This is a genomic window from Porphyrobacter sp. HT-58-2 (assembly GCF_002952215.1).
In the GTDB taxonomy this organism is placed as follows: Bacteria; Pseudomonadota; Alphaproteobacteria; order Sphingomonadales; family Sphingomonadaceae; genus Erythrobacter.
The window spans coordinates 425,098-440,704 of the sequence record NZ_CP022600.1 but is presented as its reverse complement, the minus strand read 5'-3'; the positions used below and the strand labels follow the sequence as shown (position 1 = coordinate 440,704).

Genomic DNA, 15,607 nt, shown 5'->3' with positions numbered 1-15,607 from the left:
GGGCATGAGAGGGTTCACGCGGTCGCTGGTTTTGGCCTTTGCGGCCCTTGTCGTTTCGGCGTGCAATGGTGGATCAGCCCTGCAGCCCGATCGCTCCATTTTCGCCCTCGACAACAATTACCAGCGCCATGCCTATGCCATGCCGATTGAGACAACGTTCGAGCAAACGGTGACCGTCTTCAAGGATGCGGGCTACAAGCTCGATGTGATCGATCGTGCGACGGGACAGATCAGCGGCACGCGCGGGGCGAGCGGGGACAAGGGCTCACCATCGGATAAAGACCTCAAATTCTATGCGCTGGTCCTGCCAAAAGGTTCGGATAGCGAGCTTGGCATCAAGATCGTTCAGGTCTTGCGCAGGGGCGCCTTTGCTTCTTCGCGGGCAGAACTGATTGTGAATGACCGGGTGATGTACGAATATCTGTTCAGGCGCGTCGAGAACCTATCTGAAACTCGCGTGGTGAAGGATGGTGGTGGCCTAATGTCCGACATCAGCCCTTATGGTGAGTTCTGATGGCTGACACCAGGCGGCTCACAACGACGCTTGCTTGCGGCTGAAGCCAAGCAAGCCGGTCAGACCATTCACGCGCATGGCGTGCATGGCCTGCCTGCCGGGGTTGCGACTTCAGGACAGGGCGATATCGGGCGCGTCTTCCTGCTTCATGCCGACAACGTGATAGCCTGCATCGACATGGTGCGTCTCGCCCGTCACGCCCGATGACAGGTCGGACAGCAGGTAGAGACCCGCCCCGCCGACATCCTCGATCGTGACATTGCGGCGCAGCGGGGAATTATACTCGTTCCACTTGAGAATGTAGCGGAAATCGCCGATTCCGCTGGCCGCCAGCGTCTTGATCGGCCCGGCGCTGATCGCGTTGACCCGGATATTGCGCGGGCCGAGATCATTGGCGAGATACTTCACGCTGGTCTCCAGCGCCGCCTTGGCAACCCCCATGACGTTGTAATGCGGCACGACCTTTTCCGCACCATAATAGCTCAGCGTCAGGATCGCACCCCCGGTTTCCGGCATCATCGCGCTCGCGCGCTGGGCGATGGCGACCAGCGAATAGGCCGAGATGTTCATGGTCAGCAGGAAATTGTCGAGGCTGGTGTCGACATATTTGCCGCGCAGCTCGTTCTTGTCGGAAAAGCCGATTGCGTGGACGACGAAATCGATCGTGTCCCAGCGCTGCTTGAGGGCGGCGAAGGCAGCATCGAGCGATTCCATCCGCGACACATCGCATTCGAAGGTGAAATCGCTGCCAAGTTCGGCGGCGAGCGGGATCACCCGCTTGGCCAGCGCCTCGCCCTGATAGGAGAAGGCCAGCTCTGCCCCCTGTTCCGCCAGTTTCTTGGCGATGCCCCAGGCCAGTGACTTGTCGTTGGCGAGCCCCATGATGAGGCCGCGCTTGCCTGCCATCAGTCCGTTCATTTACGCATTCTCCTCAAGCGGTTCGTCCGGGGTCTTGTCCTGCCCCTCAAGCGCCAGCGCCGCGTTCAGTTCCGCGCCGATAACGAGGCCAAGCCCGACAAGCCAGAAAAACAGCAACGTCACCATGCTCCCGGCCAGACTGCCATAGGTGAGATCGTAGGTGAAGAAACGCCGCAGCACCACCGGCAGGGCTGCCGCCACGATCAGCCACCACAGCGCGGTGAACAGCGCACCGGGCCACTTGGACGAGCCCTTGCCGCGATACTCCGCCGGGGTGAGCGAGGCGAACAGCACATAAAGCGAGCCCGTCAGCCCGAGCGCGGGGACGATCTGCGTAAGCTGCAATGTGCCGATCAGTTCCCCCAATTGCGGCACCAGGGCGCGGATCACCTGCTGCGCCGTTCCGATCACCACCTGTGCGAACAGCGACAGCATCAGCACCACCACCGCCGCCAGCGTCAGCCCGGCCGAAAACAGCCGCGTTTTCCAGGCTGCATCGACGGGGCGGGTGCCATAGGCGCGGCGCAGGATGTCGCGGATCGTCTCGATCAGGCTCGACACGGTCCACAGCCCCACTGCTGCCCCCAGCCACAAGAGCCAGCCCGAACGGGCATAGATCACGTCCTTGGCGACCGGTTCGATCACTGCGGCGACTGTGGGCGGGAGCGCGCGGGCGACCGCCTCGATCAGCCCCAGCGCGTTGTCGCGTCCGCCGATCAACTCGAACAGTGCCGCGCCGAGAATGAAGAACGGGAAGATCGCCAGCATCGACAGATAGGCGAGGTTGCCGGCGTGGATGAAGCCGTCGTCATAGGTGCCGCCGACAACGCGGCGAATGACCGCGATGACCTGGCGGGGGAAGGCGGCATCGATCACCGGCTGCTGGCCCGCCGCCCGGCCTTAAAGGCCGAACTTCTCCCGTGGGCGGGCAATGTCGACCCAGCCTTCGAGCCGTTCCTCGAGTGCGGCGAGATCGGCGGGGAGCTGGATTTCGAGCGTTACCAGCTGATCGCCGCGTTCGGGCTTGCCGTCGACAGTCTTGCCCGCTTTCTTCGTCCAGCCTTTGCCGCCAAGGCGCAGCACCGTGCCGCCCGACGAGCCCGGCTTGATCGTCAGCATCACCGCGCCGTCGACCGTGGGGCATTTCACCTTCGCGCCGCGCACGGCTTCGTCGAGCGTGATCGGCAGGTCCATGCGGATATTGTCGCCATCACGCCGGAAGAAGGGGTGACTGCCGACTTCGACCATCACAATCCCGTCGCCATGTCCGCCCGGGCCGGGATGGCCCTTGTCCTTGAGGCGCATCATCGTGCCGTCTTCGACGCCGGCGGGCAGCTTGAGGTTGATGGCCTTGCCATCGGCCAGCGTGATCCGCTGGTCGCGTCCGGCGGCGGCCTCGACGAAAGGCACGGCAAGGCGATACTGGATGTCCGCGCCGCGCTTGGGTGGGGGCGGAGGAGGCTGACGCCCGAAACCGCGCCGCGGCGGAGGCTGCTGCTGGCGCGCGCGTCCGCCGAACAGCCCTTCGAACAGGTCGCCAAGGTCGACATCATCAGCCCCGAACCCGCCAAAATCGCCACCCCCCGGCCCGCCGCCATAGGCACCGCCGCGGCTATAGCCCGGCCGTGCGCCCATCCCCGCGAACGGGTTGGCAGGGTTGCCCTCGGCGTCGATTTCCCCCCGGTCGAACTGCGCGCGCTTGGCCTTGTCCGACAGCAGGTCATAGGCGCGGGTCACCTCGGAGAATTTCTCCGCCGCCTTGGGATTGTCCTTGTTGCGATCCGGGTGCAGCTCCTTGGCGAGCTTGCGATAGGCGCTCTTGATGTCCGCTTCGGACGCGGTGCGGGGGACGCCAAGAGTGCTGTAGGGATCGCGCATGCCGTGTTAGCTAGGTGCAACAGCGGCTGCGCGCAAGCTTGCGCTGGGTGCAAGGGACTGGCGAAATTGCAAGGGCTGCACTTTCCGTAGGGAGCAAGCATGCCTATGTCCCGCCCCGGATCACCAAGGAACCATCGCTCATGCCCGACGCCACCCCCCTCGACGATGCCCAGCTGGCCGATAGCGTCCTGCCCGCCGGGGCCGATCCCTTTGCCCTGTTCGAGGAGTGGTTCGCCGCAGCGCAAGTGGGCGAGATCAACGATCCCAACGCCATGGCGCTCGCCACGGCGACGGCGGATGCGGCGCCTTCGGTGCGGATGGTGCTGTTGAAGGGCCACGGCAAGGACGAGATGCAAGGCGGCGGGTTCACCTTCTTCACCAATGCCGAAAGCCGCAAAGGCGGGCAGATTCGCGCCAACATGCAGGCCGCGCTGCTGTTTCACTGGAAGAGCCTGCGCCGTCAGATTCGCATCGAAGGGCCGCTGACCGAAGTCAGTCCCGAGCGCGCCGACGCCTATTTCCACTCGCGCCCTTACAAGAGCCAGGTCGGCAGCGCCGCCAGCGACCAATCGCGTCCCTTGCCTGAGCGGGCCGAATACCTCGCTCGCGTGCAGGAGCTGTGGGCCGCGCACGAGGCGGAAGGCAAGGTGCCGCGCCCGGCACACTGGACCGGCTTCACGCTCTCGCCGCGCCGGATCGAATTCTGGATCGACCGCGACAACCGCCTCCACGACCGCCGCGAATTCACCCGCTCCGGCCCGGATGCGCCGTGGGCGGATACGCTGCTTTACCCGTGAGCACCGCGATCCCCTATTGGCACGTCGATGCCTTCAGCGCGCAGGCTTTCGGCGGCAATCAGGCAGCGGTGATGGTGCTTGATGAATGGTTACCGGACGATGTGCTGGTGCAGATCGGGGCGGAAAACCTCTTCGCCGAAACCGCCTTCGTGGTGCGCGACGCGAGCGGAGCGGCTGATTGGGAGCTGCGCTGGTGCACCCCCACCTATGAAATCGCCCTGTGCGGCCATGCAACGTTGGCGAGCGGGCATGTCCTCTTGCAGCGCGACGGGGGAGACAGGGTGACTTTCCGCACCCGCAAGTCGGGTGTGCTGGAGGTGGTGCGGGCTGGTGATGGCTATGAACTCGCGCTTCCCGCGATAGTGACCGAGGCCGATACCCCCGCCAATCAGGCCGAAGCGATCCGCCTGCTGGGGGCTGCGCCGCTGGAGGTGTTCCGGTCAGAGCTGGGCTACAACATCTATCTTTACGAAAACGAAGCCGCGATCCGCGCGCTGACGCCCGACATTCGCGGCCTCGAACTGCTGGGCAAGGACCAGTTTATCGTCACGGCCCCGGGCGAGCGCACCGACATTGTCAGCCGGGTGTTCGTCCCCGGCGGCGGGGTGGACGAGGATTCGGTCACCGGCTCGGCTCACGCGGTGCTGACCCCCTATTGGGCGCGGCGGCTGGGGCGGGACAGCTTCACCGCGCATCAGGCATCCACGCGCGGCGGGGATTTGACGCTCAGGCTCGACGGCGACCGCGCATGGCTGGGTGGGCCATGCGTCACCGTGGTCGAGGGCGCTTTCTACCTCTGATCGGTCGCACAGCGACCGCAAGGGCGACCGCCCGCCCGCAGCGGGCGCAGCTTGCTGCGCGTCTAGCGAGGACCGCGCGCCGGATGGCGTGCGGAAAACTAAGACGTGGGATATAATTCCAGCACATCTGCCGCCTGTTGCAGCATCGCCTTGCGCTCGGCGCTGTCCGAATGGCCAAGCCGCACCAAAGTCACCCGCTGACTGGGTGAGACCATGACATATTGTCCCATATGCCCGATCAGCGAGAACAGGCTTTGCGGCGCGCGGTCGGGCAGCAGGGGGTGCTCGTTCGCGGGAGCGCCGGGAATTGGGCGGTTGAGCCAAGTCTGGAAGCCATAGTGCGGGCTGGCGGTGAAGGCGTGACCATCGCCTCCACCCAGCGTTGAGGTACGAGCTGTTCACCGCCCGGAGCGCGGCCTTTCTGGCGCAGCATCTCGCCGAGCTTCGCCCAGTCGCGCGCGGTCGCGTGCATCAGGCTGCCGCCGATCAGCGTTCCTGAGGCATCGAATTCAGGCACCATGCTGGTCATGCCGAGGGGGCCGAACAGGCGCACCTGGAGATAATCCGCCACAGCCTTGCGCCGCGCCTCGGGTCTGGTGCTGCTGGTCAGCGCCCGCGCGGCGATGTCCGCGAGGATCACGCTGGTGTTGCTCGAATATTCGAACTGCTTGCCCGGCTCGGCCTCCAGCGGCTGTTCCTCGGCCCACTTGGCCATGTTGTCGCGCCCGTCGAGGAACAGCATCCTGACCTCGGAGGATTCATAAGGCGGATCGCCGCTTTCGGTGTGCCTGAGGCCGCTCCTCATCTGGAGCAGGTGGCGCAGAGTGATCTCGGCGCGCGGATCACCGGGGCGCTGCCACAGCGGGACGGGAGCAGGATCGTCGAGCGCAAGCTTGCCGTCGGCCACGAGCATCCCGATCAGAATACCGGTCACGGTCTTGGCCATCGACCAGCTGATGAACCGGGTTTCAGGGCCGTAGCCCTCGGCATAGCGTTCCGCCGCGATCTTGCCGTCGGCCATCACCAAGACCGCCCGGGTTTCGCCCACGCCGGGCGCGGTGAACAGGTCATCAACCGCCCGCGCAAGCTGATCCTTCGGCGCGCCGGCATCGTCGGTGACGGCGGCCAGCGCGGCTTCCGACAGGGGTTCGTCTTCAGGCGGGGCGGTGCCGCAAGCCGACAGAACAAGCAGGACTGGCGCGATCAGGGGCGCACGATTAAGGACAGCATCTCGGAGGGTCATCGCGCCCTCAATTCCCGATGGACGAAGGCTTGGCAATGGCGAAATCACCCTCCTCGACCGCAAGGCGCCGCGCGCGCTGGGGCCTGTGGCTGCTGGCGATCATCGCCCTGGGGGCGGGCGGGGCGGCGTGGGCCTTCCGCGAACCGATCAATGGTTACGGGAGCATCGCCTCGGCCTACTCCGCGCGGGTTGCCTGTTCGTGCCGCTTTGTCGCCGGACGCAGCCTTGAGGATTGCGCCAAGGACAAGCTCGCCGGGATGGAGGCCGTCACCCTGCGCGACAACCCCGAAGCCAAGAGCGTCACCGCCCGCTTCCCGCTGGTCGCCGAGGCGACCGCGACCTATCGCGAGGGGTATGGCTGCGTGCTGGAACCGTGGGACGGGTAATCCGTGCGACCTCTCCTGCTTCCCGATGTTTCACGTGAAACACCCGATTTGAGGGCAGGCTGAGGCAGGTCAGGCAGGGGTCAAGGCAGGGGCAAGGCGGGGTCTGGCGCGACCAGCCGGCGGGTGAGTGCCATTCTGCGAGCGGCCTGCGTGCAAGGCCGGCAAGGCGCCTCTAGCCCGCCACCTTCTCGGTCGAGTCGATCCACCCGCCGCCGATCACCCGGTCCCCGGCATAGATCACTGCCGCCTGCCCGGGGGCGACGCCGAATTCGGGCTCGGCAAAGCGGATCGTCACCGCCGCGCCGTCTCCCAGCATCCCTTCGAGCGTCACCGGCACCGGCTTGGCAAGGCTCCGCACTTTCGCCGTCAGCGGCGCATCGGGCAGCGGGCCGATCCGGTTCGTCTCGGTGATATGCGCGGCGGTCACCGCCAGCATCCGCTTCGGCCCGACCCGCACCTCGCGGCGATCCGCATCGAGGCCGATGACATAGAGCGGCTCGGGCTGGCCACCGATCTCCAGCCCCTTCCTCTGGCCCACGGTGAAGTGGACGATGCCCTTGTGCTCGCCGAGCACCGCGCCGGTCGCGGCATGGACAATGTTGCCGGGGGCTGCGCCTTCGGGGCGCACCTTGGTGACGATCTTGGCGTAGTTCCCGTCCGGCACGAAGCAGATGTCCTGCGAATCCGGCTTGGCCGCGTTGCGCAGGCCCGCCGCTTCGGCCAGCGCGCGCACCTGCGGCTTGGGCATCCCGCCGAGCGGAAAGCGCAGGTAAGCAAGCTGCGCCTCGGTGGTGCCATAAAGGAAATAGGACTGGTCGCGCGCGGGATCGAAGGCGCGGTGCAGTTGCGGGCCGTCGGCTGTCATCACCCGCCGCACGTAATGCCCGGTGGCAAGACAATCCGCCCCCAGCTCGCGCGCCATGCGGAACAGGTCGGTGAATTTCGGCCCCATGTTGCAGCGGATGCAGGGGACAGGGGTACGCCCGGCGAGATATTCGTCGGCGAACTGTTCCACCACCTCCTCGCGGAAGGCGCTTTCATGGTCGAAGACGTAATGGGCGATGCCCAGCCGGTCAGCCACTGCGCGCGCATCGCGGATGTCGTCGCCCGCGCAGCATGCGCCCTTGCGGCCCGTTGCCGCGCCGTAATCGTAAAGCTGGAGCGTGATCCCGATCACCTCTGCGCCGCTCGCGTGGGCGAGGGCGGCGACCACCGAGGAATCGACCCCGCCGCTCATCGCCACCACGATCCGGCACTCGGCGGCGGGACGCGGCAGATCGAACAGCGCGGCGGCTTCGTCCGGGCCAAGGAGCGGCGCGGCCATCGGGCCGGCATCGAGGAGAGCGGGGGTGTCCATGAGCGGGCGCGATATAGCGATCCTCTCCCCATCGCGCCAGTGCTGCGCGAAGCGGCGCGATTCTTGCCATCCCGGACCGGACTAATCCTAAGCAGGGGTAAATGGCGGCTTTACCCGATCTTGACGCACTGGGGCTATGAGAGGGGGTGATGTTCGAGAAAACCAACCTTTTCGCCGCGTCCCGCGCGGCGTCTGCCGGAGCCTTTGATGCCGGCGAACGCGCCCGGTTGCGTGCGGCGGCGATTCCCCAAGGCGCAGAGCGTTCCGAATCGCTGCGCCAGCGGCGTCTTGGCGATGCCCTGCGCGCGGTCGAATGGAGCGAGCTGACCGCCCGGCTCAATGCTGCGCGCGATCTGCGGCTGCTGATGCGCTCCGAATCGCAAGCCCCGATCGAGGCGGTTGCTGCCAGCTTCGGGGATGCGGCGGCGAGCTATTTTGCGATGCTCGGCGATGACGAACCCGGCGTTAACCGTGATGATTTAGGACAATCTAAAGTCTCCGGTGCGAAGACCGTGACCCACGAAGCGACCCGCTCCGGCGATGCGGAGGGCAAAGCGCCCGACGCGCCCCGTGGCGATGCGAGAGAAATGCAATGATCGAGAACCAGGACATCCGCCCCGCACAGGTGATCGGCCCGCTCGGCGAGCCGCTGACCCTCGCCGACCTGCCTTCTCCCGATACCAAGCGGTGGGTGGTGCGCCGCAAGGCCGAGGTTGTGGCCGCCGTCAACGGCGGGCTGCTGACCCTCGACGAGGCGCTGGCGCGCTATGGCCTCACGCTTGAGGAATTCGCGTCGTGGCAGCGCGCGGTTGACCGTTCGGGCATGCACGGCCTGCGCGTCACCAAGATCCAGCACTACCGCGATCTCTACGAGCGCCAGCTCAAGTACTGACCCGCGTTCCGTTCACCCCGTCCGAGGCCCGCTTCGCCCGTCAGGCGTTGCGGGCAAACGGTGTTTCGCGGCAGATGCGATAACGGGCCGCCCTTTCGGGCAGCGCGCAAAGCGGGAGGCAAGGGGATGCTGGGTTTCATCTGGTTCATCATCATGGGCGGCGTGATCGGCTGGCTGGCCAGTCTGATGATGAAGCGTGACGCATCGATGGGGGTGCTGGCCAACATCGTGGTCGGGGTGGTCGGCTCGTTCATCGGCAATAGCCTGCTGTCGTTTGTTACCGGCGGCGGCACTATCGCCGCATGGCCGCCGGACTGGTCGGGCGTGTTCGGTGCGCTGCTGGGTGCGGCGGTGCTGCTGGGCATCGTCAATCTGATCCAGCGGGGCCGCGTGCGCTAGAACCTGCCGCAAGCGGGCCGTGTTGCCGGGAACCGTCGGCTGCGCCCTTCGTCTAGCTTGTAAGTCACCGGTCGATGCATGCATTGCCCGGAAGCGCCGCACATTCTATGAGGCGTTGCGCATGGTGACTTATGCTAGTAATACACTCAGTGGCGGAAAGGCCGATCCTGCCGCATCGCTCTGGGTGAGGGAATGGCGATGAATTACGAAACGACCATCACTGCCGAAGCCGCCGATGGCGTCGCGACCGAGCTTGCCGGCGTGCGTTCGCTGCGCGCGCCCGCGATTCCGCGCTGGCTGATCGTCGGTGGCGGAGGGCTGTTTGCGCTGTTGCTGGCGATCGCCGCCTATTTCGCGCTGGCCGGCGGCGATCCCGTTCCGGCCGGGGACGATAATTCGCAGGCGCCCACGGTGACGGTCGTGACTCCGGGCAAGACCACTGTTGCGGGAGAGATCGAATCGCCCGGCACACTCGCCGCGCGGCGCCCCATGCCGGTCGGCGTGGTGGGTGAAGGCGGGCAGGTGCTGCGCGTGACGGTCGATGCCGGGGACTGGGTGAAGCAGGGTCAGGTGCTGGCGGTGATCGACCGTTCGGTGCAGGTGCAGCAGGCCGAGGCGCAATCCGCCCAGATCGAAGTTGCCCGCGCCGATGCCAATCTCGCTCAGGCGAACCTTGACCGTGCCTTGCAACTGGTGGCGCGCGGGTTCGTCTCCAAGGCCGATATCGACCGCCTGACCGCGACCCGCGATGCCGCGGTGGCCCGCGTCAAGGTCGCCGAAGCCCAGCTGCGCGAACTGCGCGCCCGCAATGACCGGCTCAATGTCTATGCGCCCGCGACCGGCTATGTCCTTGCCCGCAATGTCGAGCCGGGTCAGACGGTGGGCGGCGGTTCCCCGGCGCTGTTCACCATCGCCAGCGGCGGCGAGATGGAAATGCTTGCCCAGCTGTCCGAGGAACAGCTTTCCAAGGTTTCTGTCGGCACCATGGCGACAGTGATCCCGACCGGATCGGATCAGCGGTTTTCCGGCCAGATCTGGCAGCTGTCCCCGGTGATCGATCAGAATACCCGGCAAGGCACGGCGCGCATCGCGCTCAGCTTCGCGCCAGAACTGCGTCCCGGGGGCTTTGCCACGGCGCGCATCGGTTCCGGCAGCTTCAGCGCCACGGTTCTCCCCGAAAGCGCCGTGCTGGCCGATGACAAGGGCAGCTTCGTCTATGTCGTCGACAAGGACAACAAGGCGATCCGCCGGGGGGTCAAGACCGGCGCGGTGACGGCCAACGGCATTGCCATCATCGACGGTCTCAACGGCAGTGAACGCGTGGTGCTGCGCGCCGGCGGGTTCCTCAATCCGGGCGAAAGCGTCAATCCGCAGCCCTTGAAGAAGTAAGGCAAGGCGTCCATCCTGCCCGCGGGTTCGCCCGTATCTTTCAGGACGAGGCGCTGGACGACGAGGCACAGGCAGGAATTTCATGGCTTTACGCGACATCTCGGCCTGGTCGATCCGCAACCCGGTGATCCCGCTGGTGTTCTTCACCGTGCTGCTGCTGGCCGGGATTGTCAGCTTCACGCGGATGGACGTGACCAACAATCCGGATGTCGAATTCCCGGCGGTGCGCGTCTCGATTGCCCAGCCGGGCGCCTCTCCGACCGAGATCGAGAACCAGATCACGCAGCGGGTCGAAAGCGCGCTGCGTTCGATCGCGGGGGTCGATTCGATCCAGTCGACCGCGCGTGAGGGCTCTTCGCAGACCTTCGTCGAATTCGAGATCGGCACCAACCTGATCGAAGCGGTCAACGAGGTCGAGACCGCGATTGACGGCGTCCGCGGGAACCTGCCCGACGGCATTCTCGAACCGCAGGTCAACAAGGTCAACGTGGTGGGCGAGCCGATCGGTTATGTCGCGGTCGAAGCGAACGACATGACGATCGAACAGCTCAGCTGGTTCATCGACGATACCGTGGCCAAGCGCCTGCTCAAGATCGAGGGCATGGCCGAAGTCAACCGCTTCGGCGGGGTCGACCGGCAGATCGAGGTGATCCTCGACCCGTCGCGGATGCAGTCCTTCGGCGTCACCGCGTCGCAGATCAACGCCGTGCTGCGCCAGAGCAATCTCGATGCGGCAGGCGGTCTTGCCGAGATTGGCGGCACCCGCCAGTCGCTGCGCGTGCTCGGCAATTCGGACACGGCCTATGCCCTGTCGCAGACCCAGATCCAGCTTGGCGGCGGGCGCACGGTGCGCCTCGCCGATGTGGCCACGGTGCGTGACGGCTATTCCGAACGCACCTCGATCAGCGAAGTGAACGGCAAGGAAGTCGTCAACTTCGCCATGAGCCGCGCGCGCGGATCGTCCGATCTGACGGTCTATGATGCCGCGCTGAAGGAAATGGATGCGATCGAGGCGGAGAATCCCGGCGTCAAGTTCATCAAGCTTTCCACCAACACCACCTACACCCGCAGCCAGTACAAGTCCTCGATCTGGGCGCTGGTCGAAGGCGCGGTGCTGGCCGTGGTGGTGGTGTTCCTGTTCCTGCGCGACTGGCGGGCGACCTTCATCAGCGCGGTGGCGATCCCGCTTTCGGCGATCCCGACCTTCTTCTTCATGGACTATCTCGGGTTCAACCTGAACTTCCTGTCGCTGCTGGCGCTGGCGCTGGTGGCGGGCGTGCTGGTCGATGACGCGATCGTGGAGATCGAGAACATCGTGCGGCATATGCGCATGGGCAAGACCGCCTATCAGGCGAGCATCGACGCCGCTGACGAGATCGGCCTGCCGGTGGTCGCCACCAGTTTCTGCATCGTCGCAGTGTTCCTGCCCGTGGGCCTGATGCCGGGCGTGTCGGGCCAGTTCTTCCAGAATTTCGGGATCACCGTGGTCGTCGCGGTGCTGATGAGCCTTGCCGTGGCGCGCATGATCACGCCGCTGATGGCGGCCTATTTCCTCAAGGCCAAAGGCCATGCCGAACATGGCGGCGGCCCGGCGCTCGACATGTACATGCGAGTGTTGGCCTGGACGCTCGACAGCGGCAAGATGGGCGCCCGCCGCGCCGGGCTGGAAGGCCCGCGCCACCGGTTCATCTATGTCCCGGCGCTGCTGTTGACCGTCATCGTGCTGCTCGCGGTTCCGGCGGTGGTGATGTTCGAACTGGCGGGCGGCACCGTGTCTGCCGCCATTGCCGAACAGCTGAAAGTGGCCGCCCCGTGGAAAGGCCTGCTCGGGCTGGGCGTGCACAAGGAAATTGCTGCCGTCGTCTCGGCCGATACCAACACCATGGCCAACGCGCTGGTTGCCAAGCTGTTCGAGGTGGTGATCGTGCTGTTCGTATCGCTGGCGTCCTTCGTCGCCGCGCTTGGGACGTTCAAGCTGATCGAAATGCTCGCAGCGGGAGGCGGCGCACTGGCCAGCGGCACCCGCTGGATGGTTGCGCGGTTCTATGATCACCGGGTGTGGATGCTCGGCATCGGCTGGTTCTCGCTGCTGGTGACGATCGTGCTGTTCACCCAGATTCCCGGCCAGTTCCAGCCAAACATCGATGACGAAAACAGCCAGGTCGAAGTCGAGATGGTGCCTGGCACCACGCTCGCCCAGACCAAGGCGGCGGTCAACGCCGTGGCTGACCGCCTGCGGCAGGAGCCTGAGGTCGAACGTCTGCTGGAACGCATCCGGCTGGGCGAAAGCTCGTCGATCTTCATCAAGCTCAAGGATGACCGGGAGCGCAGCTCGATCGATTTCGAGCGCGAGCTGGCACCGGTGCTGGCGCGGATGCCCGATGCCCGCGTGCGGTTCAGATCGCAATCCGGCGGCTTCGGTTCGGGCCGTGACATGACGGTGATGCTGGCCGGTTCGGATCCCGAACTGCTCGATCAGACCGCAACCCGGCTGGTCGAGGAGATGAAGGGGCTGAAATCGCTCGTCGCGCCGCGCATCAACGCCGACATCAACCGGCCCGAAATCATCATCACCCCGCGCGACAAGATCGCCGCAGAGCTCGGGATCACGACCGCGGCACTGTCGCAGACGATCCGCATCGCGACGCTTGGCGAGATCGAGCAGAACGCCGCGCGCTTCTCGCTCTCGGATCGCCAGATTCCGATCGTGGTGCGGCTTTCGCGCGAATCGCGGTCCGATTTCCGCACGATCGAGAACCTGCCCGTGCCGACCGCCAATGGCGGATCGGTGCCGCTGAGCCGCGTGGCCGACATCACTTTCGGTTCCGGCCCGACCGCGATCCAGCGTTACAACCAGAACCGCCGGGTGCTGGTCGGCGCGGATCTGGCCGCGGGCGTGCTCAAGGGCGAAGCGCAGGCCCAGATCGATGCGCTGCCGGTGCTGAAGGAATTGCCCACCGGCGTCATCCGCGACGTGGTGGGCGAAGATCAGTGGCAGCAGGAGCTGGTGCAGAACCTCATCATCGCTGTGATCGCGGGCGTGCTGCTGGTGTTTGCGGTGCTGGTGCTGCTCTACAAGCGGTTGATGAGCCCGCTGGTCAACATGACCTCGCTGGCGCTGGCGCCGCTGGGGGGCGTGCTGCTGATCTGGCTGATCGGGCTGCCCAATTCCATGCCGGTCTATATCGGCATCCTGCTGTTGCTGGGCATCGTGTCGAAGAACTCGATCCTGCTGATCGACTTCGCCATCGAGGAAATGAACAAGGGCGTGGGCAAGCTCGACGCGATCCTTGATGCCGGACACAAGCGGGCGCAGCCGATTGTCATGACCACCGTGGCGATGACGGCGGGGATGGTGCCGGTGGCGCTGTCGCTGTCGGGCGACGGGGCATGGCGTCAGCCGATGGGCATCGTGGTGATCGGGGGGCTGATCCTTTCGACCTTGCTGACCTTGCTGATCGTGCCGGCCGGCTTCAGTCTGGCCGATGGTTTCGAAAAGCGTGTCGGGCCGTGGCTGAGAGCGAAGATGCTGACCTACAAGCCCGGCGACGATCGGAGCGACGAAACCCGTCCGCGGGGCGATTCCGAACCCGATCTGCCGTTCCCCGGCCTTCCCGGCGGAGCGAAGCCTGCTCCGGCGCGTCGGCTCCCCCCCGGCGCAGAACCGGCCGAGTGACGGTAAGGGCGTGACTGTTACGCCCCAACCGCGCTAAGGGCGGGTCATGGCAACGCGTCTTTCGAGGCCACTCACGTTCGGCGGTCAGCCGCTCACGGTCGACCGCGCCCGGCGGATGCGCTGGACCGCGACGGGGATGCTGGCGGCAATGGCGGGCATCTTCTTTGCCACCCACGCACTGGCGGTGACGGGTCATCCGGCCTGGGGCTATGTCAATGCCTTTGCCGAAGCGGCGATGGTGGGCGGGCTGGCGGATTGGTTCGCGGTGACGGCGCTGTTCCGTGCGCCCCTCGGCCTGCCGATCCCGCACACCGCGATCATCCCGGAAAACAAGGACCGCATCGCCGACACCATGGCGCAATTCCTGCGCGAGAACTTCCTCACGCCAGCAGTGGTGGCGCGGCGCATGAGCGGCATGAATATTGCCAAGGCGGCGGGGGAGTTTCTGGCCGCGTCACCTGAACGGGGCGCGAATGGCAGCATCGATGACCGTTCGCGGATCACCTCGGGCGCGGCGGAGCTGCTGGCCGAGGTGCTGGAAAGCCTCGATCCCGACCGGCTCGGCAATCAGGTGCGGGCCGGGTTGGCGGGGCAGCTCGCCAAGCTCGACATCGCACCGCTGGCGGGTCGGATGATCGAGAGCGCGATGGCGGACAAGCGTCACCAGCCGCTGATTGACGGCTTCGTGCGCTGGGCGGGCCTGACCATCGAGGACAACGAGGACACCCTGCGCGACATCATCCACCAGCGCGTGGCGGGCGTGCTGCGCTGGACGGGGCTGGACAAGACCATCTCCTCCAACGTGCTCGACGGGCTCTATAAACTTCTGGCTGAGGTGCTGGTGAACCCCGACCATCCCTTGCGCGGGAAGGTTGAGGAGGGACTGGCGAAGCTCGGCCAGGACCTGCAGCACGATCCCGAAACCCGCGCCAAGGTTGAGGAGATGAAACGCGACCTGATCGCCAATCCGGCGGTGGCGGTGTGGTGGACCGGCGTGTGGGAGCGCATCCGCCAGTCGCTGATCCGCCGCGCGCGCGACCCTGAAAGCGGGATGGGGGCGGATATGCGCAACATGCTGTCAGAGCTGGGGCAGGCGCTCCAGCAGGACGAGCGGTTGCAGGAACAGATCAACCGCTTCGCGCGGCGCACCATGGTGGGCGTGGCGACCCGCTATGGCGACCAGATCGTGCGGCTGGTGTCAGAGACTGTGCGCCGCTGGGACGCGCAGACCATCACCGACCGGGTCGAAGGCGCGGTGGGCCGCGACCTCCAGTTCATCCGCATCAACGGCACACTGGTCGGCGGGCTGGTGGGGATGACGCTGCATTTCATCACCACTGTGGTGATGTGACGAGGCC

The 15,607-nt window shown here is 65.8% G+C and carries 14 protein-coding genes and 1 pseudogene; 10 read left to right on the top strand and 5 right to left on the bottom strand.

All coding sequences use genetic code 11. The features are described 5' to 3' along the window. Positions 1–4 precede the first annotated feature (4 nt). Positions 5–514, top strand: coding sequence for a hypothetical protein (locus tag CHX26_RS02145; protein ID WP_104940953.1), 510 nt, complete (start codon positions 5–7; stop codon positions 512–514). 111 nt (positions 515–625) lie between these two features. Here CHX26_RS02145 and fabI read toward each other — a convergent pair whose 3' ends face one another. Genes fabI through CHX26_RS02130 form a run of 3 tightly spaced genes read right to left on the bottom strand, consistent with a single transcriptional unit; the run spans position 626 to position 3,310 of the window. Further along, on the bottom strand, positions 626–1,432 hold the full coding sequence (gene fabI / locus CHX26_RS02140; protein WP_104940952.1) for an enoyl-ACP reductase FabI: 807 nt from the start codon (positions 1,430–1,432) through the stop codon (positions 626–628). Next, entirely contained in the window at positions 1,433–2,308 is an 876-nt protein-coding gene (locus CHX26_RS02135; RefSeq protein WP_233997241.1) for a YihY/virulence factor BrkB family protein, read from the bottom strand. A 24-nt stretch (positions 2,309–2,332) separates the two neighbouring features. Next, positions 2,333–3,310, bottom strand: coding sequence for a DnaJ C-terminal domain-containing protein (locus CHX26_RS02130; protein ID WP_104940951.1), 978 nt, complete (start codon positions 3,308–3,310; stop codon positions 2,333–2,335). Between the two features lie 140 nt (positions 3,311–3,450). Here CHX26_RS02130 and pdxH point away from each other — a divergent pair, with 140 nt between their 5' ends. Both pdxH and CHX26_RS02120 read left to right on the top strand, forming a co-directional pair. Continuing rightward, positions 3,451–4,107, top strand: a complete 657-nt coding sequence (pdxH, locus tag CHX26_RS02125; RefSeq protein WP_104943193.1) for a pyridoxamine 5'-phosphate oxidase — start codon at positions 3,451–3,453, stop codon at positions 4,105–4,107. Beyond that, complete coding sequence (locus CHX26_RS02120) at positions 4,104–4,907, top strand: PhzF family phenazine biosynthesis protein (RefSeq protein ID WP_104940950.1); 804 nt, start codon at positions 4,104–4,106, stop codon at positions 4,905–4,907. The genes pdxH and CHX26_RS02120 overlap by 4 nt, the downstream gene beginning before the upstream one ends. A gap of 98 nt (positions 4,908–5,005) precedes the next feature. Here CHX26_RS02120 and CHX26_RS02115 read toward each other — a convergent pair. Further along, positions 5,006–6,150 (bottom strand): annotated as a pseudogene (locus tag CHX26_RS02115) (serine hydrolase domain-containing protein). A 35-nt stretch (positions 6,151–6,185) separates the two neighbouring features. Between CHX26_RS02115 and CHX26_RS02110 the strand changes: the two are divergent. Continuing rightward, positions 6,186–6,536, top strand: a complete 351-nt coding sequence (locus CHX26_RS02110) for a hypothetical protein (RefSeq protein WP_104943192.1) — start codon at positions 6,186–6,188, stop codon at positions 6,534–6,536. A 172-nt stretch (positions 6,537–6,708) separates the two neighbouring features. Here the strand turns inward: CHX26_RS02110 and mnmA are convergent, their stop codons facing one another. Continuing rightward, the gene (mnmA, locus tag CHX26_RS02105; RefSeq protein ID WP_442956915.1) at positions 6,709–7,893 is read right to left on the bottom strand and encodes a tRNA 2-thiouridine(34) synthase MnmA; all 1,185 of its coding nucleotides are present in this window, start codon (positions 7,891–7,893) and stop codon (positions 6,709–6,711) included. Between the two features lie 146 nt (positions 7,894–8,039). Here mnmA and CHX26_RS02100 point away from each other — a divergent pair, with 146 nt between their 5' ends. From CHX26_RS02100 to CHX26_RS02075, 6 genes are all read left to right on the top strand, one after another. Beyond that, the gene (locus tag CHX26_RS02100; protein ID WP_146107626.1) at positions 8,040–8,489 is read left to right on the top strand and encodes a hypothetical protein; all 450 of its coding nucleotides are present in this window, start codon (positions 8,040–8,042) and stop codon (positions 8,487–8,489) included. Then, complete coding sequence (gene sciP / locus CHX26_RS02095) at positions 8,486–8,785, top strand: CtrA inhibitor SciP (RefSeq protein ID WP_104940948.1); 300 nt, start codon at positions 8,486–8,488, stop codon at positions 8,783–8,785. Before CHX26_RS02100 ends, sciP begins: the two co-directional genes overlap by 4 nt. Before the next feature lie 126 nt (positions 8,786–8,911). Beyond that, positions 8,912–9,184 carry a GlsB/YeaQ/YmgE family stress response membrane protein gene (locus tag CHX26_RS02090; protein WP_335682311.1) on the top strand — a complete coding sequence of 91 codons (273 nt, stop codon included), beginning with the start codon at positions 8,912–8,914 and terminating at the stop codon, positions 9,182–9,184. Positions 9,185–9,382: 198 nt separating this feature from the next. Continuing rightward, positions 9,383–10,573: an efflux RND transporter periplasmic adaptor subunit gene (locus CHX26_RS02085; RefSeq protein WP_172449652.1), complete on the top strand. Its 1,191-nt coding sequence runs from the start codon at positions 9,383–9,385 to the stop codon at positions 10,571–10,573. A gap of 82 nt (positions 10,574–10,655) precedes the next feature. Then, entirely contained in the window at positions 10,656–14,249 is a 3,594-nt protein-coding gene (locus tag CHX26_RS02080; RefSeq protein WP_104940946.1) for an efflux RND transporter permease subunit, read from the top strand. A gap of 46 nt (positions 14,250–14,295) precedes the next feature. After that, positions 14,296–15,600: a DUF445 domain-containing protein gene (locus CHX26_RS02075; protein ID WP_104940945.1), complete on the top strand. Its 1,305-nt coding sequence runs from the start codon at positions 14,296–14,298 to the stop codon at positions 15,598–15,600. The last annotated feature ends 7 nt before the right edge of the window (positions 15,601–15,607 follow it).